We start from the raw sequence: 21,678 nt of genomic DNA, 5'->3' as shown, positions 1-21,678 counted from the left end.
AACCGCCTGAACCTTGAGAGACGGAGAGCACACGCCATGGCGAAGGCGAAATTCGAGCGGAACAAGCCGCACTGCAACATCGGCACGATCGGCCACGTCGATCACGGCAAGACGTCGCTGACGGCCGCGATCACGAAGGTTCTGGCGGAGTCCGGCGGTGCGACGTTCACCGCGTACGACCAGATCGACAAGGCGCCGGAAGAGAAGGCGCGTGGGATCACGATCTCGACGGCGCACGTTGAGTACGAGACGGCGAACCGTCACTACGCGCACGTGGACTGCCCCGGCCACGCGGACTACGTGAAGAACATGATCACGGGCGCGGCGCAGATGGACGGCGCGATCCTTGTGGTTTCGGCGGCGGACGGTCCGATGCCGCAGACCCGGGAGCACATCCTTCTGGCGCGTCAGGTCGGCGTTCCCGCGATCTGCGTGTTCATGAACAAGGTGGACATGGTGGACGACCCCGAGCTTCTGGAGCTGGTTGAGCTCGAGGTGCGCGAGCTGCTGTCGTCGTACCAGTTCCCCGGCGACGACATTCCGATCGTGAAGGGCTCGGCGCTGTGCGCGCTGGAGGACCGGAACCCGGAGATCGGGCGCGAGGCGGTTCTGGCGCTGATGGCCGAGGTCGACAAGTACATCCCGCAGCCGGAGCGTCCGAAGGACCGTCCGTTCCTGATGCCGATCGAGGACGTGTTCTCGATCTCGGGTCGTGGCACGGTGGTGACGGGTCGTGTCGAGCGCGGCATCGTGAAGGTCGGCGAGGAGGTCGAGATCGTCGGCCTGAAGACGACGGTGAAGACGACGGTGACCGGCGTCGAGATGTTCCGCAAGCTGCTCGACCAGGGCGAGGCCGGCGACAACATCGGCGCGCTGCTGCGCGGCACGAAGCGCGAGGACGTTGAGCGCGGCCAGGTGCTGGCGAAGCCGGGCACGATCACGCCGCACACCAAGTTCAAGGCCGAGGCGTACATCCTGACGAAGGAAGAGGGCGGCCGCCACACGCCGTTCTTCTCCAACTACCGTCCGCAGTTCTACTTCCGCACGACCGACGTGACGGGCATGGTGGCGCTGCCGGAAGGCACGGAGATGGTGATGCCGGGCGACAACGTCGCCATCGAGGTGACGCTGATCGCCCCGATCGCCATGGACGAGGGCCTGCGCTTCGCCATCCGCGAGGGCGGCCGCACCGTCGGTGCCGGCGTCGTTGCCTCCATCATCGAGTGACAGGGTCCCGCGGCGTGGCCGGCTCCGCCGGCCCGTCGACGGACCGAATCGAACGGGCCGCCGACCCCTGGGGTCGGCGGCCCGTTTTGGTGTGGCGCACCCGGTGTGCGGTTCGCACCGCTTCGGGCTCACGCCACCTTCTCGAACTGCTCCTCAGCCTGTTTGCGCAGCTTGGCCGCTTCGCGGCGAACCTCTCCGGCAATCCATTCCACGATCATCGGGCGCACCATCGAATGGGGGATGGACTTGCCCGAGATCCAGCGACTGATCGTCCCGCGGGTGGCGCCGACCCCCTCGGCCAGTGCGGCCTGGGTGATTCCATGGCGCGACACGGCGGCCGCGATGACGGCTGTGAACTGCTGAGAATCGTCCCGATCGAAGTCGCGGAGCATGGCGGCAAACGTCTCCATGGCGTCCGCGTCGGACCGGTAGATGCGTTCTCCCAGCGTCATCTTCTCCGTGGTCGGTAGCATGTGAACGACCTCTGGCATTTGCTTCCTGAATGGCAAAGGATAGGACGGCGCAAAAATTTTGCAAGGCGCAATGTGTGAGACACTGGCAGTACCTCAGATCATGGTGGGTGGCGCGTAAGCGCCGCATCGGGTAGAACGACCGTCAAGGGACGCGTTGTATGCGCGCATGATGCGCCCGTCCACCTCCCGAGCCGAGTGCAAAGCTGAGCACATGAGACGGGGAGCCTGGCCGTGCAGAAGTTGACCGTCCGCCCATCGGTCTCCGCTGACCTGACACGCATCGAATCCTACTACCGCCACAACCACGATCCAGGCGTGCGCGAGCGACCAGGCGAGATGATGATGGAGGCCATCCTTTCCAACCGTGTGCTTATCGGCGAGACCGAGGACGGAGCCATCGTCGCAGCCGCCGGAACCTTCGAATTCTGTGACGGCGACTTCATCGAATTCGGGGCCGTTCCGCGGCGGCGGTCGAGTGGTCGGCCGCGGTGTTCGAGGTCCATTGGTTCTTCGGCGGCATGATGCTGTTCGACATTGCGGACCTGAGTCAGCGTGCCGTCAGCCGTGCGACGCGCGCCGAACAGCCGGGTGACGCGTGGTCCCCGGACCACCGCGCCGCCGCCGCCGCGGTCGCCGTCGCTGGGGCCGCCGTCGCTGGGGCCGCCGCCGGGACCGCCGCCGGCGGGATGGAGTCGGGCTGGCCGACGTCGGCGACGAGCCTGCCTGGCCTCCCCTGGAAGTCCGTTCCGACGGGCGACGGCCCGCCGGACGGTCGAAAGCCCAGGTCCGATCGGTGGTCGGCGATGGCGGCGCGGCCGTTTGGGTGCGGCGGAGCCGGTGGCGGTGATCGGACTTCCATTCCGACGGTGGGGGTGCCGGGGTGGATGGTCGGCGGCGGGTTCGCCGTCCCGCCGTCGAGCCGCACCGAGGCCGATCGGCGTCCCGACGGCCGAACCCGGTAGACCGGTCCATCCCTCTGTCGACGGGCAGGCCCGTCGACAGAGGGGACGGAAATCTATTGACAGCAGGAGGGGCAACGCCTACACGTTACGCCCTCTGGATTTAGGGTTGGTGGTAGGCGAGACCGGCCTAGACGCAGCCCGGCACGAACGGCGACGAGCGCAGCGCGCTCCCCGCCGAAAGAACATCCGGTACCGTGGCGCGCCGCGGTGGGATGTTCTTTTTGTCGTATCGGCTGCCAGCACGGTTCCGGATCGAGCGATTGCCCGCCTCAGCGGCCGACCTCCGTCGACAACGGCGAAGGGCGGCCGGTTTTGCGGTTGGGACAAGGATTTCGGCGGCGTCGGTGCGTCGCCGTCAGAAGGTGCAAGGGACGTTTGGATATGGACAGCCAGAACATCCGGATCCGCCTGAAGGCGTTCGATCATCGCGTGCTCGACCAGTCGACCAGCGAGATCGTCAACACGGCCAAGCGGACCGGCGCGCGCGTGCGGGGACCGATCCCGCTGCCGACGATGATCGAGAAGTTTACCGTCAACCGCTCGCCGCACATCGACAAGAAGTCGCGCGAGCAGTTCGAGATCCGCACCCACAAGCGGCTTCTCGACATCGTCGACCCGACCCCGCAGACGGTCGACGCGCTGATGAAGCTTGACCTCGCCGCCGGTGTCGACGTCGAGATCAAGCTCTGAGGTCATTTCGGGTAAGGGACCTCTCCGGCAAGCGGATGTCCCTGGTTAGGAGTAAGAACGAATGCGATCCGGACTGATCGCGCAGAAGGTCGGCATGACCCGCGTCTTCACGAATGAAGGCGAGCATGTGCCGGTTACTGTGCTGAAGGTCGACGGCTGCCAGGTCGTCGCCGTGCGCACCGAAGAAGCCGATGGTTACACCGCGGTCCAGCTCGGCGCCGGCACCATCAAGGTGAAGAACGTGACGAAGCCGTTGCGCGGCCACTTCGCGAAGGCGAAGGTCGAGCCCAAGCGCAAGGTGGTCGAGTTCCGCGTCGATGCGGACGCGCTGATCGAGGTCGGGGCCGAGCTGTCGGCCGCCCACTTCGTTCCCGGCCAGTTCGTGGACGTCACCGGCACCTCGATCGGCAAGGGCTTCGCCGGCGCCATGAAGCGCTGGAACTTCGGCGGTCTGCGGGCCACCCACGGCGTGTCCGTGTCGCACCGCTCGCACGGCTCGACCGGCAACCGCCAGGACCCCGGCAAGGTCTTCAAGAACAAGAAGATGGCCGGTCACCTCGGCGACGAGCGGGTCACCGTTCAGAACCTCAAGGTGGTCTCCGTCGACGAAGAGCGCGGCCTGATCTTCCTGAAGGGCGCGGTCCCCGGGTCGGAAGGCGGCTGGGTGCGCGTGCGCGACGCCGTCAAGAAGAAGCAGCCGGACGGCCTGCCGTTCCCGGCCGCGGTGAAGGCTGCGACCGCCACCGACGCCGCGGGTGAGGCTCCGGCCTCCGAGGCTCCCGCCGAGTCGCAGGAGTGAGTGCCATGAAGGCGACCATCAAGAACCTGAACAACGAGGACGTGGGCGAGATCGAACTCGCCGACGCCATCTTCGGCCTGCCGGTGCGCACCGATCTGCTGCACCGCATGGTGAACTGGCAGCTCGCCAAGCGCCGCTCTGGGAACCACAAGACCAAGGGCATCAGCGAGATCGCCGGCACCACGAAGAAGCCGTACCGCCAGAAGGGCACCGGCCGCGCCCGCCAGGGCTCGACCCGCTCGCCGCAGTTCCGCGGCGGCGCCACCATCTTCGGCCCGGTCGTGCGCTCCCACGCCCACGACCTGACCAAGAAGGTCCGCAAGCTGGCGCTGAAGACCGCGCTGTCCGCCAAGGCCGCCGACGGCAAGCTGATCGTGCTGGACGACGCCACGGCCGACACGCACAAGACGAAGGATCTGGCGTCGCGCCTGACGACGCTGGGCCTCAACTCGGCGCTGATCATCGGCGGTGCGAACCTCGACGAGAACTTCGTCAAGGCGTCGCGCAACATCCCGCTGATCGACGTGCTGCCGGAGCAGGGCGCCAACGTCTACGACATTCTGCGCCGCGATACGCTGGTCCTCACCCGCAACGCGGTCGAGCAACTGGAGGCTCGTCTGAAATGAGCAAGCAGTCGAAACCTGCGGTGAGCCGCGAGCGGATGTACGACCTGATCCTCGCGCCGGTCATCACCGAGAAGTCGACGCTGGGGTCGGAGCACAACAAGGTGACGTTCCGAGTGCCGCTCAGCGCGACGAAGCCGGAGATCAAGGCGGCGATCGAGGGCCTGTTCAATGTCCAGGTGAAGGCGGTCAACACGCTGATCACCAAGGGCAAGACGAAGCGGTTCCGCGGCACCATCGGCCGCCGCTCCGACGTCAAGAAGGCGATCGTGACGCTCGCCGAGGGTCATTCGATCGACGTGACCACCGGCATCTGAGCGGGAGTGAGTTCCGATGGCATTGAAGCAATACCGACCGATCACCCCCTCGCTGCGCGAGCTGGTGATCGTTGACCGCTCCGAGCTCCACAAGGGCAAGCCGGTCAAGGCGCTGACCCAGGGCCTGACCAAGTCGGGCGGCCGCAACAACACCGGCCGCATCACGGCGCGGCGGATGGGCGGCGGCCACAAGCGCGTCTACCGCCTGGTGGACTTCAAGCGGCGCAAGTTCGACATCCCGGCGTCCGTGGAGCGGATGGAGTACGACCCCAACCGCACCGCGTTCATCGCGCTGATCAAGTACCAGGACGGCACCCTGTCGTACATCCTGGCGCCGCAGCGCCTGAAGGTGGGCGACAACGTGGTGGCGGGCGAGCGCGTCGACGTGAAGCCCGGCAACGCGATGCCGCTGAAGAACATCCCGGTCGGCACCGTGGTCCACAACGTCGAGCTGAAGCCCGGCAAGGGCGGGCAGATTGCGCGCGCCGCCGGCACCTATCTGCAGCTGGTCGGCCGCGACAGCGGTTACGCCCAGCTGAAGCTGCCCTCGGGCGAGTTGCGCGTGGTGCGGGGCGAGTGCATGGCCACCATCGGTGCCGTGTCGAACCCCGACCAGCTCAACATCAACCTGGGCAAGGCGGGCCGGTCGCGCTGGCTGGGCAAGCGCCCGGCGGTGCGCGGCGTGGTGATGAACCCGATCGACCACCCGCACGGTGGTGGCGAGGGTCGCACCTCGGGCGGCCGTCATCCGGTGACCCCGTGGGGCAAGCCCACCAAGGGCAAGAAGACGCGGAACAACAAGAAGACGGACGCGCTCATCCTGCGCCGTCGCTCGAAGTAAGGAGGTCGAACCGTGGCGCGCTCCGTATGGAAAGGCCCGTTCGTCGATGGCTTTCTTCTGAAGAAGGCTGACAAGTCGCGGGCCAGCGGCCGCAACGAGATCATCAAGATCTGGTCGCGGCGTTCGACCATCCTGCCGCAGTTCGTGGGTCTCACGTTCGGCGTCTACAATGGGCATAAGTTCCTGCCGGTGATGGTGACCGAGCACATGATCGGCCACAAGTTCGGCGAGTTCGCTCCGTCGCGCACCTTCTACGGGCACGCGGCGGACAAAAAGGCGAAGAGGAAGTAAGCCATGGGCAAGCCCGCCAATCCCAGCCGTATCGCTGAGAACGAGGCGCTGGCGTCGGTCAAGATGATCCGAACCAGCCCGCGCAAGCTCAACCTCGTCGCCCAGCTCATCCGCAACATGGACGCGGCGTCGGCCGTGGCCGAGCTGACCTTCTGCAAGCGCCGCATCGCCGGCGACGTGAAGAAGGTCCTGCAGGCCGCGATCGCCAACGCCGAGAACAACCACCAGCTCGACGTCGACCGGCTCTACGTGGCCTCGGCGACGGTCGGCCGGGCGCTGGTGATGAAGCGCTTCCATGCCCGCGCCCGTGGACGCGGCGCGCGGATCGAGAAGCCGTTCTCCAACCTGACGATCGTCGTGCGCGAGCGCGCCGAAGCCGCTGAAGGGGCCGAGTAACATGGGTCAGAAAGTCAATCCCATCGGGCTGCGGGTCGGCATCAACCGCACCTGGGACAGCCGCTGGTTCGCCGGTCGCGACTACTCCAGCCTGCTGCACCAGGACCTGAAGCTGCGCGACTTCCTGCAGGAGCGCCTGAAGCAGGCGGGCTGCTCGCGCGTCGTCATCGAGCGTCCCGCCAAGAAGGCCCGGATCACCGTCCACACCGCCCGCCCGGGCGTGGTGATCGGCAAGAAGGGCGCGGACATCGAGAAGCTGCGCAGCGAACTGGCCAAGATGACCGGTTCGGAGGTGAGCCTGAACATCGTCGAGATCCGCAAGCCGGAGATCGACGCCCGCCTCATCGCCGAGAACATCTCCAGCCAGCTCGAGCGCCGGGTCGCCTTCCGCCGCGCCATGAAGCGCGCGGTGCAGTCGGCGATGCGCCTGGGCGCCCAGGGCATCCGGATCAACTGCTCCGGCCGCCTCGGCGGGGCGGAGATCGCCCGCCTGGAGTGGTACCGCGAGGGTCGGGTGCCGCTGCACACGCTGCGCGCCGACATCGACTACGGCACCGCCACGGCGAAGACCACCTACGGCACCTGCGGTGTCAAGGTGTGGGTCTTCAAGGGCGAGATCATGGCCCACGACCCGATGGCCCAGGACAAGCGGATGGCCGGCGAGGCCGTGGCGACCGACGGCGAACCGCGCCGCGACCGCCGCGACCGTGACGGTGAGCGGCGCGACCGCCGCGGTCCGCGTGGCGACCGGGGCGACCATCGCGGCGAGCGGAGCGACAGCTCCGACCGCAGCGCCAGCGAGTAAGGGGACTGAGCGATGCTTTCTCCCAAGCGTACGAAGTACCGCAAGGCCCACAAGGGCCGCATCCACGGCAACGCCAAGGGCGGGACCGCGCTGAACTTCGGCGCCTTCGGCCTGAAGGCGCTGGAGCCCGAGCGCATCACGGCGCGGCAGATCGAGGCGGCCCGCCGCACGATCACCCGCCACATCAAGCGCCAGGGCCGGGTGTGGATCCGCATCTTCCCCGACCTGCCGGTCTCCACCAAGCCCGCCGAGGTCCGCATGGGCTCCGGTAAGGGCACGCCCGAATACTGGGCGGCGCGGGTGAAGCCCGGCCGCATCCTGTTCGAGCTGGACGGGGTCCCGCACGACCTGGCGAAGCGCGCGTTCGAGCTGGCGGCTGCCAAGCTGCCGATCAAGACCAAGTTCGTGACTCGCCTCGGCGAGGAGGTGACGGCATGAAGGCCGAAGACATCCGGGCAAAGAGCAGCGACGAGCTGAACGACCAGCTCCTGCAGCTCAAGAAGGAGCAGTTCAACCTGCGCTTCCAGCGCGCCTCGGGCCAGCTGGAGAACACCGCGCGGGTTGGCGTTCTGCGCCGCGACATCGCCCGCATCAAGACCATCCTCGGCCAGCGCACGCGCTCGGCCGAGGTCGCGAAGTAAGGAGGGCCGTTCCCATGCCTCGCCGCGTCATGCATGGCACGGTGGTCAGCGACAAGGGCGACAAGACCGTCGTCGTTCTCGTCGAGCGCCGCGTGATGCACCCCGTCTACAAGAAGTTCATCCGTCTCTCGAAGAAGTACTCCGCCCACGACGAGAACAACCAGTTCAAGGTCGGCGACATGGTGGAGATCATCGAGTGCCGTCCGATTTCCAAACGGAAACGCTGGTCGGTTGTGACGGAGTCCGCCGCTCCCGGCGGCGCCGCCTGATTGAGAAAGGTGTGATCCTATGATCCAGATGCAAACCAACCTGGAAGTCGCCGACAACAGCGGGGCGCGCCGGGTGCAGTGCATCAAGGTGCTTGGCGGGTCCAAGCGGAAGGTTGCGACCGTCGGCGACGTCATCGTCGTGTCGGTCAAGGAAGCCATTCCGAAGGGCCGCGTCAAGAAGGGCGACGTGCACCGTGCCGTCATCGTCCGCACCGCGAAGGAACTGCGCCGCGACGACGGTTCGGCGATCCGCTTCGATCGCAACGCCGCCGTTCTGATCAACAAGCAGAACGAGCCGATCGGCACCCGTATCTTCGGGCCGGTCACCCGCGAGCTGCGCGCGAAGAAGTTCATGAAGATCATCTCGCTGGCGCCGGAGGTGCTGTGATGGCTGCGAAGATCAAGACCAAGGATCGCGTCGTCGTCCTCACCGGCCGAGACAAGGGCAAGACCGGCGAGGTCGTCAAGGTTTTCCCCAAGGAGAACCGGGTGGTGGTCCAGGGCGTGAACGTCGTCAAGAAGCACGTGCGTCCCAGCGCGCGCTCCGAGGGCGGGATCGTCGAGATCGAAGCCCCGATCGACGCCTCGAACGTCGCCCACATCGACCCGAAGGACCAGAAGCCGACTCGTGTCGGGTTCAAGGTTCTGGAGGATGGCCGCAAGGTGCGTGTCGCCAAGCGGTCCGGCGAGATCATCGACTTGTGAGGGCCGGACCATGGCTGCACGACTGAAAGAGATCTACGACAGCAAGATCCGCGAGACGCTGAAGAGCGAGTTCGGTTACACGAACGACCTCCAGGTGCCGCGGATCGAGAAGGTCATCATCAACATGGGTGTCGGCGAGGCTGTCGCCGACTCCAAGAAGATCCAGATGGCCGCCGGCGAGTTGCAGGCGATCTCCGGCCAGAAGCCGGTGATCACCAAGGCCCGCAAGTCCATCGCGCAGTTCAAGCTGCGCGAAGGCATGTCCGTTGGCTGCAAGGTCACGCTGCGGCGCGACCGCATGTACGAGTTCCTGGACCGCCTGATCACCATCGCCCTGCCGCGCGTGCGCGACTTCCGCGGTGTGCCGGGCAACTCCTTCGACGGCCGCGGCAACTACGCCATGGGCGTCAAGGAGCAGATCATCTTCCCCGAGATCGACTACGACAAGATCGACCAGATCCGCGGGATGGACATCATCATCGTCACCACGGCGAAGACCGACAAGGAAGCCAAGGCGCTTCTCAAGGGCTTCGACATGCCGTTCGTGAGCTGATACCAGGAGCACGTACCATGGCGAAGACCAGCGCCGTCCAAAAGAACAAGCGCCGCATGAAGATGGTCAAGCAGTACGCCGATCGGCGTGCCAGCCTGAAGGCCATTGCCAAGGATCCCTCGGTGTCGCCGGAGGACCAGTTCGCTGCGCGCCTCAAGCTCGCCGAGCTGCCGCGCAACTCGTCGAAGGTGCGCGTCCGCAACCGGTGCGAGATGACCGGTCGGCCGCGCGCCTTCTATCGCAAGTTCAAGCTGTCGCGCATCGCGCTCCGTGACCTGGCCTCCACCGGCCAGATCCCGGGCATGGTGAAGTCGAGCTGGTAAGGAGGACCGCACGATGGCTCTGAGCGATCCCCTCGGCGATATGCTGACCCGCATCCGCAACGGACAGCGCGCTCGCATGTCCTCCGTGGAAAGCCCGGCTTCCAAGCTCCGCAGCAATGTGCTGGAGGTGCTGAAGCGTGAGGGATACATCCGTGGCTACAGCCAGGAGCAGGTTCGCCCCGGCGTTGCCAACCTGAAGATTGAGCTGAAGTACCACGAGGGCGAACCTGTCATTAAGCAGATCGGCCGCGTGTCCAAGCCCGGTCGCCGCGTGTACTCGAAGATTGCCGATCTCCCCAAGGTCTACAGCGGCCTGGGCATCGCGATCCTGTCGACGCCGCGTGGTGTCATGTCGGACAACGAGGCCCGCGCCGCCAATGTCGGCGGCGAAGTCCTCTGCCGCGTGTTCTGAGGAGGCGGCCATGTCGCGAATTGGCAAACATCCCGTGTCGGTCCCGGCCGGCGTCGACGTCCAGGTGCAGGGGCAGACCGTCTCGGCGAAGGGGAAGCTGGGTGCGCTCAGCACGACCCTGATCGACGACGTCGTCGCCAAGCTCGAGGACGGCAAGATCGTCGTCACCCCGCGCAACGACTCCAAGCGTGCGCGCACCATGTGGGCCACGGCGCGGACGCTCGTGAACAACATGGTCGTCGGGGTCTCGCAGGGGTACACCGTGAACCTGGAGATTAACGGCGTCGGGTACCGCGCCGCCGTGCAGGGCAAGGAGCTGGTGATGCAGCTCGGCTACTCGCACGACGTCAAGTACCCGATCCCCGAAGGCATCGCGATCAAATGCGACAAGCCGACCCTCATTTCGGTGAGCGGCTTCGAGAAGCAGAAGGTCGGCCAGGTGGCCGCGGAGATCCGTGGCTGGAAGCCGCCCGAGCCCTACAAGGGCAAGGGCATCAAGTACGAGACCGAGACCGTCCTCCGCAAGGAAGGCAAGAAGAAGTAGGCCCGCCATGCTGAAGCCCAAGCACATGGAAATGCGCCGCAAACAGCGCGTGCGCATTCAGATCGCGAAGAAGGCCGGCGGGCGGGTTCGTCTGTCGGTGCACCGCACCCACCTGCACATCTACGCCCAGCTCATCGACGACGCGCAGGGCCGCACGCTGGCGGCCGCCTCCTCCATGGAGAAGGATCTGCGCGAGGAGCTCAAGCACGGCGGCAACGTCGAGGCCGCCAAGCGCATCGGCACGTTGATCGCCGAGCGCGCCAAGGCGGCGGGCGTGACCGAGGTCGTGTTCGACCGTGGTGGCTATCTCTATCATGGTCGGGTCAAGGCCCTGGCCGAAGCTGCCCGCGAGGGCGGGCTTTCGTTCTAAGGAGTCCCTGACATGGCACGTGAACGAGGCGATCGGGGCGGCCGCGACAGGCAGCCGCGCGAGCGCGATCGGGAAGAGAGCGAGCTGGTCGAAAAGCTCGTCGGCATCAACCGCGTCGCCAAGGTGGTGAAGGGCGGCCGGCGCTTCGGCTTCGCCGCCCTGGTCATCGTCGGCGACGGCAAGGGTCGGGTCGGCTACGGCTCGGGCAAGGCGCGCGAGGTTCCGGAGGCCATCCGCAAGGCCACCGATCAGGCCAAGCGCGGCATGATCCGGGTGCCCCTGCGCGAGGGCCGCACGCTCCACCACGACGTGAACGGTCACTTCGGTGCCGGCCGCGTCGTGCTGCGCGCGGCTCCGGCGGGCTCCGGCATCATCGCCGGCGGCCCGATGCGCGCCATCTTCGAGGCGCTGGGCGTGGCGGACGTAGTGACGAAGTCGATCGGCACCTCGAACCCCCACAACATGATCAAGGCGACCTTCGACGCGCTGACCAAGGTGGTCAGCCCGCGCGCCGTGGCGGCCCGCCGCGGTCGCCGGGTCAGCGACATCCTCGGCCGCCGGGAAGCCGGCGCCGCCGAGGCGAAGGAGGCGTGACATGGCCCAAGACGAGATGACCGGCAAGACGACTGTCGTCGTCACCCAGATCCATAGCCCGATCGGTCGCCGCAGCGACCAGCGGGCGACTTTGGTCGGCCTGGGCCTGAACAAGCTGCACCGCACGCGCGAGCTGGAGGACACCCCGGCCGTGCGCGGCATGATCGCCAAGGTGCAGCATCTGGTCCGCGTCGAGAACGAGGGCTGATGCCATGACCAAGCTGAACGAGCTTCGCGACAACGAGGGTGCCCGCAAGGCCCGCATGCGGGTCGGCCGTGGCATCGGCTCGGGCAAGGGGAAGACGGCCGGCCGCGGCGTGAAGGGTCAGACCTCGCGCACCGGCGTGTCGATCAACGGCTTCGAGGGTGGGCAGATGCCCCTGCACCGGCGTCTGCCGAAGCGGGGCTTCACCAACCTGTTCGCCAAGGAGTACTCGGTCGTCAACCTGGGCCTGGTCCAGAAGGCGATCGATGCCGGCAAGCTGGACGCGACGCAGACCGTCGACGCGGCGGCGCTGCGGGCGGCCGGTCTGGTCGGCAAGCTGAAGAAGGACGGGGTTCGCCTGCTCGCCCGTGGCGAGATCACGGTGAAGGCCGCATTCTCGGTGGCCGGCGCGTCGAAGTCGGCGATCGAGGCGGTGGAGAAGGCCGGCGGCAGCGTGACGGTCACGCAGCCCGCCGCCGAGGCCGCCGAGTGACCTCCGGGCCCGCCCGCTCGCGGGCGGGCCGCAGGGGTGACGCACGTTAGGCGTTGACGCGAGGGCGGCCTGCGGTGCAGGACCGCCCCGCACGCATGTTTGGACCCACGTTGGTTTGAACCGGGGGACGAGAAGCCATGGCATCTGCGGCCGAACAGCTCGCCGCGAACATCAACTTCGGCGCGTTCGCCAAGGCGACCGAGCTGAAGAAGCGCATCTGGTTCACCCTGGGTGCCTTGATCATCTATCGGCTGGGCACCTACATTCCGCTTCCCGGCATCGATCCCCAGATCCTGCAGGACATCTTCCGCCAGCAGGGCGGCGGCATCATGGGCATGTTCGACATGCTGGCCGGCGGCGCGCTGAGCCGCATGACGATCTTCGCGCTCAACATCATGCCGTACATTTCGGCCTCGATCATCGTCCAGCTCCTCACCGCGGTCTCGCCGCAGCTCGAGGCGATGAAGAAGGAGGGCGAGTCCGGCCGCAAGAAGCTGAACCAGTACACCCGCTACGGCACGGTGCTGCTGGCGACGGTCCAGGCCTACGGCCTCGCCGTGGGCATGGAGGCGATGTCCAGCTCGACCGGCTCGGCGGTGGGCGATCCCGGATTCTTCTTCCGCATCACCACGGTGATCACGCTGGTCGGCGGCACCCTGTTCCTGATGTGGCTGGGCGAGCAGATCACCGCACGGGGTATCGGCAACGGCATCTCGCTCATCATCTTCGCCGGCATCGTCGCCGAGCTGCCGCGGGCCCTGGTGGGCACCCTGGAGCTGGGCCGGACCGGCGCGCTGTCGACCATCTTCATCATCTTCATGCTGGCGATGGCCGTCGGCGTGGTGTTCTTCATCGTCTTCATGGAGCGTGCGCAACGGCGGCTGCTGGTGCAGTACCCGAAGCGCCAGGTCGGCAACCGGATGTTCGGCGGCGAATCGACGCATCTGCCGCTGAAGCTCAACACCTCGGGCGTGATCCCGCCGATCTTCGCGTCGTCGCTTCTGCTGCTGCCGCTCACCGCCATCGGCTTCGCCGGCGGCGACGGGCCGGAATGGCTGCAGACGGCGTCGCGCTTCCTGGCCCACGGCACCGTGCTCTACATGGTGCTGTACGCCGCGCTGATCGTCTTCTTCTGCTTCTTTTACACGGCGATCGTCTTCAACCCGGCGGAGACGGCGGAGAATCTCCGCAAGTACGGTGGCTTCATCCCCGGCATCCGGCCCGGCAAGAACACCGCCGATCACCTGGACTACGTGCTCACCCGGCTGACCGTTGTGGGCTCGGCGTACCTGGTGGTGGTCTGCCTGCTTCCCGAGTTTCTGATTGCGGAGAGCGCGGTTCCGTTCTATTTCGGCGGAACCAGCCTGCTCATCGTGGTGACGGTGACGATGGACACGGTGGGACAGATCCACTCCCATCTCCTGGCGCACCAGTATGAGGGGCTGATCAAGAAGGCGAAGCTTCGGGGGAAAAAATGAATCTGATCCTGCTCGGTCCGCCGGGCGCCGGGAAGGGGACCCAGGCGCGCCGCATCGAGGACGCGCGCGGTCTCGTCCAACTCTCCACCGGCGACATGCTGCGCGCGCTGGTGGCGGAAGGGGGCCCGCTGGGCCAGCAGGCCAAGGACATCATGGCGGCCGGCCGGCTGATGCCGGACGACCTGATGGTTCAGATGATCGGCGCGCGGATCGAGAAGCCGGACGTCACCAACGGCTTCATCCTCGACGGCTTTCCCCGCACGGTCGCCCAGGCGGAGGCGCTGGACGGCATGCTGGGGCAGAAGGGGCTGAAGCTCGACCACGTCATCGAGATGAAGGTGGACGACGCGGCGCTCGTCGAGCGCATCACCGGCCGCTACACCTGCGCCAAATGCGGCAAGGGGTATCACGACCGGTTCGAGACGCCGAAGGTCAACGGCGTGTGCGACGTCTGCGGCTCGACCGAGTTCAAGCGGCGGGCCGACGACAACGCGCAGACGGTGTCGACGCGGCTGGAGCAGTATCACGCGCAGACCGCGCCGATCCTGCCCTATTACCGGGACCGCGGCGTGCTGAAGTCGGTGGACGGCATGGCCGACATCGACGAGGTGACCCGGCAACTCGAGGCCATCATCGGCTGATCGGGTGAGTCGGGTTGACAGGGCGGCGCTTTGTTCTATACTGCGCGCCCTCGGTGCCGGAAGGGACCGAACGGAATTTCGCGTCCCGATTCAGTCCGTCTGAGTCGGGCGCTTGTGCATCAGGGACCGCGGCCCGCCTGGGCCGTTTAGCTTATCGAGGAGAGCAGGCGTGGCGCGTATTGCTGGCGTCAACATCCCCGCGGCCAAGCGCGTGGAGATCGGGTTGACCTACATCCACGGCATTGGCCCGGCCAAGGCCAAGGAGATCTGCGGAAAGCTGTCCATTCCGGCCGAGCGCCGGGTGAACGAGCTGACCGACGACGAGGTGCTCCGCATCCGTGAGACCATCGACGGCGCCTACCGGGTCGAAGGTGACCTGCGTCGCGAAGTCGCGATGAACATCAAGCGTCTGATGGACCTGGGCTGCTACCGCGGCCTGCGGCACCGCAAGGGCCTGCCGGTCCACGGTCAGCGCACCCACACCAACGCGCGCACCCGCAAGGGTCCCGCGAAGCCGATCGCCGGCAAGAAGAAGTAATTCAGGGGACTACCTTCAATGGCAAAGCCGTCCGCTGCAGCGCAGCGCCTGCGTCGTCGTGAGCGCAAGAACATCACCGCCGGTGTCGCGCACGTCAACGCGTCCTTCAACAACACGATGATCACCATCACCGACGCGCAGGGGAACACGATTTCCTGGTCGTCGTCGGGCACGATGGGCTTCAAGGGCTCGCGCAAGTCGACCCCCTACGCCGCCCAGGTCGCGGCCGAGGATGCCGGCCGCAAGGCGCAGGAACACGGCATGAAGACCCTCGAGGTCGAGGTGAAGGGCCCGGGTTCGGGGCGCGAGTCGGCGCTGCGCGCGCTGCAGTCCGTCGGCTTCACCATCACCTCGATTCGCGACGTGACGCCGATCCCGCACAACGGCGTCCGTCCGCCCAAGAAGCGCCGCGTCTGATCCCGCGCTTCATCGTTCCCGAGGGGGCTTTCCGTTCCGGGGCACGCGGCCGCCCGCCATCGCGGCCGCGTCGGAATTGGGGCGGAGCCGCGCCCGTGGGTTCGTGTTGACCCGATGGCATTCGAGGACTTTCCGTGCTTCAGAAGAACTGGCAAGAGCTGATCAAGCCGAACAAGCTGGACGTCCAGCCCGGTGACGACGGCGACCGCGTCGCCACCATCGTCGCCGAGCCGCTGGAGCGTGGCTTCGGCCTGACCTTGGGCAACGCGCTCCGCCGCGTGCTGCTGTCGTCGCTCCAGGGCGCCGCCGTCACCGCCATCCACATCGACGGCGTGCTGCACGAGTTCTCGTCGATCCCCGGCGTGCGCGAGGATGTGACGGACGTCGTCCTCAACATCAAGTCCATGGGCCTGCGCATGGGCGGCGACGGGCCCAAGCGCATGCGCCTGCGGGCGGAGGGTCCCGGCGAGGTGCGCGCCGGCATGATCGAGACCGGGCCGGACATCGCGGTGATGGACCCGGATCTGGTGATCTGCACGCTCGATTCCGGGGCGCGGCTGAACATGGAGCTGACGGTCGAGACCGGCAAGGGCTATGTTCCGGCCAGCCAGAACCGCCCCGAGGACGCCCCGATCGGGCTGATCCCGGTGGACGCGCTGTTCTCGCCGGTGCGCAAGGTCTCCTACAAGGTCGACAACGCCCGCGTCGGCCAGGTCACCGACTACGACCGGCTGTCGATGATGCTGGAGACCAACGGCGCGGTGAAGCCGGAGGACGCGGTGGCCCTGGCCGCCCGCATCCTGCAGGACCAGCTTCAGCTCTTCATCAACTTCGAGGAGCCGACCACCGCGGTCCACGAGGAGAAGCACGAGGAGGTTCCGTTCAACAAGAACCTCCTGCGCAAGGTCGACGAGCTGGAGCTGTCGGTCCGCTCCGCCAACTGCCTCAAGAACGACAACATCGTCTACATCGGCGACCTCGTTCAGAAGACCGAGGCGGAGATGCTGCGGACCCCGAACTTCGGCCGCAAGTCGCTCAACGAGATCAAGGAAGTGCTCGCGCAGATGGGGCTCCATCTCGGCATGGAGATCCCGAACTGGCCGCCCGAGAACATCGAGGAACTGGCCAAGCGTCTGGAAGAGCCGTACTGATCGCCCGGCCCCCCGCCCGCGGGGGGCCGTCGTCCGACCGGGTCGACCCGACCCACCCCGCGCCGTTCCGGTCTGATCCGGGCGGCGGGGACCACCACCGGCTCCCCGAGGGGGGCCCAGCCATGAAAGGAAACGAGCCATGCGTCACGGTGTGTCCGGACGGAAGCTCAGCAAGACCAGCAGCCACCGCAAGGCCATGTTTTCCAACATGGCGAACGCGCTGATCAAGCACGAGCAGATCAAGACCACCCTGCCCAAGGCCAAGGAGATGCGGCCGATCATCGACCGCCTCATCACCCTGGGCAAGAAGGGGGGCCTCGCCAACCGTCGCCTCGCCTTCGCGCAGCTGCGCGACGACGCCATGGTGTCGAAGCTGTTCGCGGGCCTGGCCGACCGCTACAAGGACCGCCAGGGCGGCTACAGCCGTGTCGTCAAGGCCGGCTTCCGCTACGGCGACGCCGCCCCGATGGCGATCATCGAGCTGGTCGACCGTGATCCCGCGGCCAAGGGTCTCGACTCCGGGCCGGTCCAGGCGACCGAGGACGCCGACGCCGAGGCCTGAGCCCCGGCGCTTTCCGGTGGCGTCGCGCAAGGCCGCGCGGTAGTGTCCGCGCCAGAACCCTCCCCCCGGGCCGGCCCCCGGGGGGAGGGCTTCGTTTGAGGGGCCATGGCGGGCGGGTTTCGATGCTGAGACCGTTGTACAACTGGATCCTCCGGGCCGCCGCCCGCAAGGATGCGGTGTGGTGGATGGCCGGGGTCTCCTTCGCCGAAAGCTCCTTCTTCCCGCTGCCTCCCGACATCATGCTCGTGCCCATGTGCCTGGCCGAGCCGAAGAAGCTGTGGTGGTACACCAACGTCTGCGCGCTGGCCTCGCTGGTCGGCGGTTTCGTCGGCTACGCCATCGGCTTCTACCTCTTCGAGAGCGTCGGTCGCTGGATCTTCGACCTCTACGGTCTCTGGGCCTCGTACCATTCCTTCAGCGAGTCGTTCAACGCCCTGGGCCCGTGGTTCCTGATCCTCAAGGGCGTGACGCCGATCCCCTACAAGCTGCTGGCCATCATGGCGGGAATCGCCCAGATGGACGTGCTGGTGTTCGCCCTGTGCTCGGTGGTGGCGCGGTTCTCACGCTACTACCTGATCGCCATCCTGCTGCATTTCTACGGGCCGCGGGTGCAGGAGATCATCGAGAAGCGGCTGATGCTGGTCACCACCATCATTCTGGTGGTCGTGGTCGGCGGGCTGCTCAGCTTCAAGCTGGTGTAGAGGCGGCGCCCCCCGGGGGCCCTCACGGCGGCATGCCGTGGTCCTGCCGGTTCCGCTCCGCCGTGCTCATCGCACGCCGTTCCGCCCGCTCCCGCACGACCATGCCGGCGATGGCCGCGGCGATCAGCGCGCCGCCCAGGATCGGCAGGATCATGTCCAGGCCCGACACGCCGGGCGCGGCGACCATGCGCACCGCGAGCAGGGCGAGGCCGCCGAGCAGCAGCGCCACGAACAGCGGCGAGGGGCGGCGCCGCCGGGGCGGTCGGTCGTTTGGCTGGGGGCTCATTTGCGACGTTCCCTTTCGCGAGGTCTTCCCGGCATATTGTGGCGACGGGCGGGGGATGCAGGGGGTGTGACGATCCGCGCATACCATCGCGCCGCCCCAAGGACAAGGAAACAGGAGTTGAGATGTTCCGTCGGCTTGCCGTGATCGCCGTGACGGCCCTGGGTTTGGCCGCGTGCTCCATGCCGTTCGGAGGGCCGTCGGCGCCGCCGGCGCAGCCCGCCGTGACGGCGCCCGGCCCGGCGGTGACGGGGACCGCCCCGGCCACCCGGACCGGGGGGGCGGCGGTCGACGAATCGACGCCGCTGCTCGCGCCGGAATCGGCGGCGGCGTCCTGCCCGGCGGCGTGCGAGCGCAGCTTCCGCATCTGCATGGATTCGGTGGCGGCCCGCCCGGGCACCACCGACACCTTCGGCGCCACCCAGCGCCCGTTCACCGCGACCGACGACTGCCAGTACGATCTGGGCCGCTGCCTGCGGCGCTGCCCGGCACAGACCTCGCCCTGAGGCGCGGCGTGGCGCGGCGCCGCCCGTCGGGAGAGGGGGAGCGGGACGGGGCGGGGCTGTTCGCCGGCGGCGCCCCCCGGCCCCTGGCCGACCGCCTGCGCCCGGGCGGGCTGGATGCGGTGGTGGGGCAGGACCATCTGCTGCGGCCCGACGGCCCGATCGGGCGGATGGTGACGGCGCACCGGCTGGCCTCGATGATCCTGTGGGGGCCGCCGGGGTGCGGGAAGACGACCATCGCCCGCCTCTTGGCCCAGACCACGGACCTCCACTTCGAACCGCTCTCGGCGGTCTTCTCCGGGGTGGCCGATCTGCGCCGGGTGTTCGAGGCGGCGCGGGAGCGGCGGGCGGTCGGGCAGGGCACGCTGCTGTTCATCGACGAGATCCATCGGTTCAACCGGTCCCAGCAGGACGGCTTCCTGCCCTATGTGGAGGACGGGACCGTCACCCTGGTGGGCGCGACCACCGAGAACCCGTCGTTCGAGCTGAACGCCGCGCTGCTGTCACGCTGCCAGGTCTTCGTCCTCAACCGCCTCGACGAGGCGGCGCTGGACCGTCTGCTGCGCCGGGCGGAGGCCGAGGAGGGCCGGCCGCTGCCCCTCGACCCCGACGCGCGCGCCGCGCTGAAGGCGATGGCCGACGGCGACGGCCGCTTCTGCCTGAACCTGTGCGAGGAGCTGTTCGCCCTGCCGGAGGGACCGCCACTGGACACGGCGGCGCTGGCGCTCACCGTGCAGCGCCGTGCCCCCCTCTACGACAAGGCCCAGGAGGGCCACTACAACCTCATCAGCGCCCTGCACAAGGCGCTGCGCGGGTCGGACACCGACGCCGCGCTCTACTGGTTCGCCCGCATGCTGGCCGGCGGCGAGGACCCGCGCTACATCGCCCGGCGCCTGACCCGGTTCGCGGTGGAGGACATCGGCATGGCGGACCCCGCGGCCCTGACCCAGGCGATCGCCGCGTGGGAAGCGTACGAGCGCCTGGGCAGCCCGGAGGGCGACCTGGCGATCGCCCAACTGGTCGTCTACCTGGGCACCGCGCCCAAGTCGAACGCGGCGTACAAGGCGTTCGGAGCCGCCAAGCGCGCCGCCAAGGAGACCGGCTCGCTGATGCCGCCCAAGCACATCCTCAACGCGCCGACCCGGCTGATGAAGGACATCGGTTACGGCGCCGGCTACGCCTACGACCACGACACGGCGGAGGGGTTCTCCGGCCAGAACTACTTCCCGGACGGGCTGGAGCGGCCGGTCTTCTACCGCCCCGTGGAGCGCGGATTCGAACGCGAGGTGCGCAAGCGCCTCGACTATTGGGCGCGTCTGCGCGAGCGCCGGCAGGGCGATGACGGGGTTTGACCGCATCGTCGCCATCGACTGGTCGGGGGCCCGGGGGCCGCGCTACGCCGGCATCGCCGTGGCGGAGTGCAGCACGGGCAACGGGCCGCCGCACCTCGTCGCCCCGTCCCAGGGACGGAGCTGGACCCGCACGGCGGTGCACGACTGGCTGCTGGCCGGCCTCGACCGCGGACCGGCGCTGGTCGGCATCGATTGCGCCTTCTCTCTGCCCTTCGCGGTGGCGCGGCGCTACGGCGTCGCCGACGCCTTCGCCCTGTGGGACCTGGTGGAGCAGGTCACCGCCGGGGACGGCGACTTCCTCGGCCGGACCTTCGCCGACCACCCCGATCATGCCTGCGACTTCTGGTGCGCCGGTCCGCGGCCGGCCGGCTATGGCGCCCCCCACCGCCGCACCGAGCGGCAATGCCGGGCCGACGGGCTGGGCAGTCCCGAGAGTCCGTACAAGCTGCTGGGGCCCAAGCAGGTGGGGCCGGGCGCGCTGGCCGGCATGCGCGTCCTGCGCAGCCTGCGCGCCCGTGGCGGCGGCCGGCTCGCCGTCTGGCCGTTCGAGGAGTCCGCGGCGGGCGCCACGGTGGTGGTGGAGATGTACCCGCGCCTGTTCCTGAAGCAGGCCGGATTCGGCCTGCGCAAGATCCGCACGCCGGCGGACATCGATGCGGCGCTTGCCGCGCTCGGCTCCGCCCCCGCCCGCCTGCCGGCCGACGTCAGCGACCACGCGGCGGATGCGCTGGTGTCGGCGGCCGGCTTGCGGCGTCTGGCCGGCCGGCGGGAGGCCTGGTCGCCGCCGGCGTTGACGGCCGAGGACCGGCGGTGCGAGGGCTGGATCTTCGGCGTCGGGATGGGCGTCCCGGCGTAGGGCGCACGGCGCGGACGGCGTCCCGTCCGTCGCTCGCGGTCAGCGGGACACCGCGGCGAGCAGGTCGGCGGTGGAGGCGATGCGCGCGTACTCCCCATCCATGATGGCCAGCGACAGCGCGTGCACGTCCTCGGCCGGCCAGACCCGGCCCCGCCGGTCGCGGCGGGCGTAGGTGAAGCAGGCGTCCTCCACCACCAGGGTGGTGAAGCCGAGGTTGCCGGCCATGCGCACGGTGGCCTCGACGCTGTTCTCGGTGATCACGCCGGCGACCACCAGGGTCGCGATGCCCTGGTCGGTCAGCCAGGCCTCCAGCCCGGTGCCGATGAAGGCGCTGTTGGTGGTCTTCGGCACCACCCGCTCGCCCGGCGCCGGCTCGGCCTCCGGCTTGAAGGCGTGACCGGGGCCGCCCACCCAGTAGGTCGAGCGCGACTCCGCCTCGTCGTGGCGGACATGGACCACCGGGCGCCCGCCGGCCCGCCACGCCGCCAGCAGGGCGGCGACGTTGGCCTCGGCCTGCGGGGTGTTGCGGGGGCCGGCGGCGGCCCAGCGCGGGTCGTCGATGGCGCGTTGCAGGTCGACGATCAGCAGGGCGGCGTTGGCCGGCAAGGGCACGGGGAGCGGCATGGTGGTGGGGCCTCCGGACGGACCCTCATGCTGTCACAC

At 68.1% G+C, this 21,678-nt stretch carries 36 protein-coding genes; 33 read left to right on the top strand and 3 right to left on the bottom strand.

Going from position 1 to position 21,678, the window contains the following annotated elements:
* Window positions 1-36: 36 nt before the first annotated feature.
* Window positions 37-1,227: an elongation factor Tu gene (gene tuf / locus AC6H2I_RS16285; protein ID WP_497501722.1), complete on the top strand. Its 1,191-nt coding sequence runs from the start codon at window positions 37-39 to the stop codon at window positions 1,225-1,227.
* A 128-nt stretch (window positions 1,228-1,355) separates the two neighbouring features.
* On the opposite strand, the gene AC6H2I_RS16280 is transcribed toward tuf, so the two are convergent.
* The gene (locus tag AC6H2I_RS16280; protein WP_497501721.1) at window positions 1,356-1,700 is read right to left on the bottom strand and encodes a helix-turn-helix domain-containing protein; all 345 of its coding nucleotides are present in this window, start codon (window positions 1,698-1,700) and stop codon (window positions 1,356-1,358) included.
* A 231-nt stretch (window positions 1,701-1,931) separates the two neighbouring features.
* On the opposite strand from AC6H2I_RS16280, the gene AC6H2I_RS16275 reads away from it, so the two are divergent.
* The 29 genes from AC6H2I_RS16275 to AC6H2I_RS16135 all read left to right on the top strand — a co-directional run bounded on the left by AC6H2I_RS16275 (window position 1,932) and on the right by AC6H2I_RS16135 (window position 18,021).
* Window positions 1,932-2,222 (top strand): hypothetical protein, encoded by a 291-nt coding sequence (locus AC6H2I_RS16275; protein WP_497501720.1) that lies wholly within the window; start codon window positions 1,932-1,934, stop codon window positions 2,220-2,222.
* 821 nt (window positions 2,223-3,043) lie between these two features.
* Window positions 3,044-3,352, top strand: a complete 309-nt coding sequence (gene rpsJ / locus AC6H2I_RS16270) for a 30S ribosomal protein S10 (RefSeq protein WP_497501719.1) — start codon at window positions 3,044-3,046, stop codon at window positions 3,350-3,352.
* Window positions 3,353-3,413: 61 nt separating this feature from the next.
* Complete coding sequence (gene rplC / locus AC6H2I_RS16265) at window positions 3,414-4,151, top strand: 50S ribosomal protein L3 (protein ID WP_497501718.1); 738 nt, start codon at window positions 3,414-3,416, stop codon at window positions 4,149-4,151.
* A gap of 5 nt (window positions 4,152-4,156) precedes the next feature.
* Window positions 4,157-4,777: a 50S ribosomal protein L4 gene (gene rplD, locus AC6H2I_RS16260; protein ID WP_497501717.1), complete on the top strand. Its 621-nt coding sequence runs from the start codon at window positions 4,157-4,159 to the stop codon at window positions 4,775-4,777.
* Window positions 4,774-5,091, top strand: coding sequence for a 50S ribosomal protein L23 (locus tag AC6H2I_RS16255; protein WP_497501716.1), 318 nt, complete (start codon window positions 4,774-4,776; stop codon window positions 5,089-5,091). Before rplD ends, AC6H2I_RS16255 begins: the two co-directional genes overlap by 4 nt.
* A gap of 16 nt (window positions 5,092-5,107) precedes the next feature.
* Window positions 5,108-5,932, top strand: a complete 825-nt coding sequence (gene rplB, locus AC6H2I_RS16250; protein WP_497501715.1) for a 50S ribosomal protein L2 — start codon at window positions 5,108-5,110, stop codon at window positions 5,930-5,932.
* Window positions 5,933-5,944: 12 nt separating this feature from the next.
* Window positions 5,945-6,223: a 30S ribosomal protein S19 gene (gene rpsS / locus AC6H2I_RS16245; protein ID WP_497501714.1), complete on the top strand. Its 279-nt coding sequence runs from the start codon at window positions 5,945-5,947 to the stop codon at window positions 6,221-6,223.
* A gap of 3 nt (window positions 6,224-6,226) precedes the next feature.
* Window positions 6,227-6,619, top strand: coding sequence for a 50S ribosomal protein L22 (gene rplV, locus AC6H2I_RS16240; protein ID WP_497501713.1), 393 nt, complete (start codon window positions 6,227-6,229; stop codon window positions 6,617-6,619).
* Window position 6,620: 1 nt separating this feature from the next.
* Complete coding sequence (gene rpsC / locus AC6H2I_RS16235) at window positions 6,621-7,424, top strand: 30S ribosomal protein S3 (RefSeq protein ID WP_497501712.1); 804 nt, start codon at window positions 6,621-6,623, stop codon at window positions 7,422-7,424.
* 12 nt (window positions 7,425-7,436) lie between these two features.
* Window positions 7,437-7,862, top strand: coding sequence for a 50S ribosomal protein L16 (rplP, locus tag AC6H2I_RS16230; protein WP_497501711.1), 426 nt, complete (start codon window positions 7,437-7,439; stop codon window positions 7,860-7,862).
* On the top strand, window positions 7,859-8,065 hold the full coding sequence (gene rpmC / locus AC6H2I_RS16225; protein WP_497501710.1) for a 50S ribosomal protein L29: 207 nt from the start codon (window positions 7,859-7,861) through the stop codon (window positions 8,063-8,065). Before rplP ends, rpmC begins: the two co-directional genes overlap by 4 nt.
* A gap of 14 nt (window positions 8,066-8,079) precedes the next feature.
* The gene (gene rpsQ / locus AC6H2I_RS16220; protein WP_497501709.1) at window positions 8,080-8,334 is read left to right on the top strand and encodes a 30S ribosomal protein S17; all 255 of its coding nucleotides are present in this window, start codon (window positions 8,080-8,082) and stop codon (window positions 8,332-8,334) included.
* Between the two features lie 19 nt (window positions 8,335-8,353).
* The gene (gene rplN, locus AC6H2I_RS16215; RefSeq protein ID WP_497501708.1) at window positions 8,354-8,722 is read left to right on the top strand and encodes a 50S ribosomal protein L14; all 369 of its coding nucleotides are present in this window, start codon (window positions 8,354-8,356) and stop codon (window positions 8,720-8,722) included.
* Complete coding sequence (gene rplX / locus AC6H2I_RS16210) at window positions 8,722-9,039, top strand: 50S ribosomal protein L24 (protein WP_497501707.1); 318 nt, start codon at window positions 8,722-8,724, stop codon at window positions 9,037-9,039. The genes rplN and rplX overlap by 1 nt, the downstream gene beginning before the upstream one ends.
* Window positions 9,040-9,049: 10 nt before the next feature.
* Complete coding sequence (gene rplE / locus AC6H2I_RS16205; protein WP_497501706.1) at window positions 9,050-9,592, top strand: 50S ribosomal protein L5; 543 nt, start codon at window positions 9,050-9,052, stop codon at window positions 9,590-9,592.
* 17 nt (window positions 9,593-9,609) lie between these two features.
* The gene (gene rpsN / locus AC6H2I_RS16200; RefSeq protein ID WP_497501705.1) at window positions 9,610-9,915 is read left to right on the top strand and encodes a 30S ribosomal protein S14; all 306 of its coding nucleotides are present in this window, start codon (window positions 9,610-9,612) and stop codon (window positions 9,913-9,915) included.
* A gap of 13 nt (window positions 9,916-9,928) precedes the next feature.
* Window positions 9,929-10,327 carry a 30S ribosomal protein S8 gene (gene rpsH, locus AC6H2I_RS16195; protein WP_497501704.1) on the top strand — a complete coding sequence of 133 codons (399 nt, stop codon included), beginning with the start codon at window positions 9,929-9,931 and terminating at the stop codon, window positions 10,325-10,327.
* Window positions 10,328-10,337: 10 nt separating this feature from the next.
* Window positions 10,338-10,871 (top strand): 50S ribosomal protein L6, encoded by a 534-nt coding sequence (rplF, locus tag AC6H2I_RS16190; RefSeq protein ID WP_497501703.1) that lies wholly within the window; start codon window positions 10,338-10,340, stop codon window positions 10,869-10,871.
* Window positions 10,872-10,878: 7 nt separating this feature from the next.
* Window positions 10,879-11,241 (top strand): 50S ribosomal protein L18, encoded by a 363-nt coding sequence (gene rplR / locus AC6H2I_RS16185; RefSeq protein WP_497501702.1) that lies wholly within the window; start codon window positions 10,879-10,881, stop codon window positions 11,239-11,241.
* A gap of 12 nt (window positions 11,242-11,253) precedes the next feature.
* Complete coding sequence (gene rpsE / locus AC6H2I_RS16180) at window positions 11,254-11,835, top strand: 30S ribosomal protein S5 (protein WP_497501701.1); 582 nt, start codon at window positions 11,254-11,256, stop codon at window positions 11,833-11,835.
* A gap of 16 nt (window positions 11,836-11,851) precedes the next feature.
* A complete protein-coding gene (gene rpmD / locus AC6H2I_RS16175; protein ID WP_497501774.1) occupies window positions 11,852-12,043 on the top strand; it encodes a 50S ribosomal protein L30 in 192 nt (63 codons plus the stop codon).
* A 4-nt stretch (window positions 12,044-12,047) separates the two neighbouring features.
* On the top strand, window positions 12,048-12,533 hold the full coding sequence (rplO, locus tag AC6H2I_RS16170; protein ID WP_497501700.1) for a 50S ribosomal protein L15: 486 nt from the start codon (window positions 12,048-12,050) through the stop codon (window positions 12,531-12,533).
* Between the two features lie 137 nt (window positions 12,534-12,670).
* On the top strand, window positions 12,671-14,011 hold the full coding sequence (secY, locus tag AC6H2I_RS16165; protein WP_497501699.1) for a preprotein translocase subunit SecY: 1,341 nt from the start codon (window positions 12,671-12,673) through the stop codon (window positions 14,009-14,011).
* Window positions 14,008-14,652 carry an adenylate kinase gene (locus tag AC6H2I_RS16160; RefSeq protein WP_497501698.1) on the top strand — a complete coding sequence of 215 codons (645 nt, stop codon included), beginning with the start codon at window positions 14,008-14,010 and terminating at the stop codon, window positions 14,650-14,652. The genes secY and AC6H2I_RS16160 overlap by 4 nt, the downstream gene beginning before the upstream one ends.
* Before the next feature lie 169 nt (window positions 14,653-14,821).
* A complete protein-coding gene (gene rpsM / locus AC6H2I_RS16155; protein ID WP_497501697.1) occupies window positions 14,822-15,190 on the top strand; it encodes a 30S ribosomal protein S13 in 369 nt (122 codons plus the stop codon).
* A gap of 18 nt (window positions 15,191-15,208) precedes the next feature.
* Window positions 15,209-15,607 carry a 30S ribosomal protein S11 gene (gene rpsK / locus AC6H2I_RS16150; RefSeq protein ID WP_497501696.1) on the top strand — a complete coding sequence of 133 codons (399 nt, stop codon included), beginning with the start codon at window positions 15,209-15,211 and terminating at the stop codon, window positions 15,605-15,607.
* 134 nt (window positions 15,608-15,741) lie between these two features.
* Complete coding sequence (locus AC6H2I_RS16145) at window positions 15,742-16,758, top strand: DNA-directed RNA polymerase subunit alpha (RefSeq protein WP_497501695.1); 1,017 nt, start codon at window positions 15,742-15,744, stop codon at window positions 16,756-16,758.
* A gap of 139 nt (window positions 16,759-16,897) precedes the next feature.
* Window positions 16,898-17,320 carry a 50S ribosomal protein L17 gene (gene rplQ / locus AC6H2I_RS16140; RefSeq protein ID WP_497501694.1) on the top strand — a complete coding sequence of 141 codons (423 nt, stop codon included), beginning with the start codon at window positions 16,898-16,900 and terminating at the stop codon, window positions 17,318-17,320.
* Between the two features lie 122 nt (window positions 17,321-17,442).
* The gene (locus tag AC6H2I_RS16135) at window positions 17,443-18,021 is read left to right on the top strand and encodes a YqaA family protein (protein WP_497501693.1); all 579 of its coding nucleotides are present in this window, start codon (window positions 17,443-17,445) and stop codon (window positions 18,019-18,021) included.
* Window positions 18,022-18,043: 22 nt separating this feature from the next.
* On the opposite strand, the gene AC6H2I_RS16130 is transcribed toward AC6H2I_RS16135, so the two are convergent.
* Window positions 18,044-18,307, bottom strand: coding sequence for a hypothetical protein (locus AC6H2I_RS16130; RefSeq protein ID WP_497501692.1), 264 nt, complete (start codon window positions 18,305-18,307; stop codon window positions 18,044-18,046).
* Between the two features lie 122 nt (window positions 18,308-18,429).
* On the opposite strand from AC6H2I_RS16130, the gene AC6H2I_RS16125 reads away from it, so the two are divergent.
* The 3 genes from AC6H2I_RS16125 to AC6H2I_RS16115 are packed head-to-tail and all read left to right on the top strand — an operon-like array spanning window position 18,430 to window position 21,015.
* Complete coding sequence (locus tag AC6H2I_RS16125) at window positions 18,430-18,810, top strand: hypothetical protein (RefSeq protein ID WP_497501691.1); 381 nt, start codon at window positions 18,430-18,432, stop codon at window positions 18,808-18,810.
* An 8-nt stretch (window positions 18,811-18,818) separates the two neighbouring features.
* On the top strand, window positions 18,819-20,159 hold the full coding sequence (locus AC6H2I_RS16120; protein WP_497501690.1) for a replication-associated recombination protein A: 1,341 nt from the start codon (window positions 18,819-18,821) through the stop codon (window positions 20,157-20,159).
* Complete coding sequence (locus AC6H2I_RS16115; RefSeq protein WP_497501689.1) at window positions 20,146-21,015, top strand: hypothetical protein; 870 nt, start codon at window positions 20,146-20,148, stop codon at window positions 21,013-21,015. Before AC6H2I_RS16120 ends, AC6H2I_RS16115 begins: the two co-directional genes overlap by 14 nt.
* A gap of 39 nt (window positions 21,016-21,054) precedes the next feature.
* On the opposite strand, the gene AC6H2I_RS16110 is transcribed toward AC6H2I_RS16115, so the two are convergent.
* Complete coding sequence (locus tag AC6H2I_RS16110) at window positions 21,055-21,639, bottom strand: cysteine hydrolase family protein (protein ID WP_497501688.1); 585 nt, start codon at window positions 21,637-21,639, stop codon at window positions 21,055-21,057.
* Between the last annotated feature and the right edge of the window lie 39 nt (window positions 21,640-21,678).

This window comes from Azospirillum sp. NS33 (assembly GCF_059703765.1).
The sequence above is the reverse complement of the archived record's forward strand: the minus strand, read 5'-3'. Positions and strand labels throughout refer to the sequence as shown.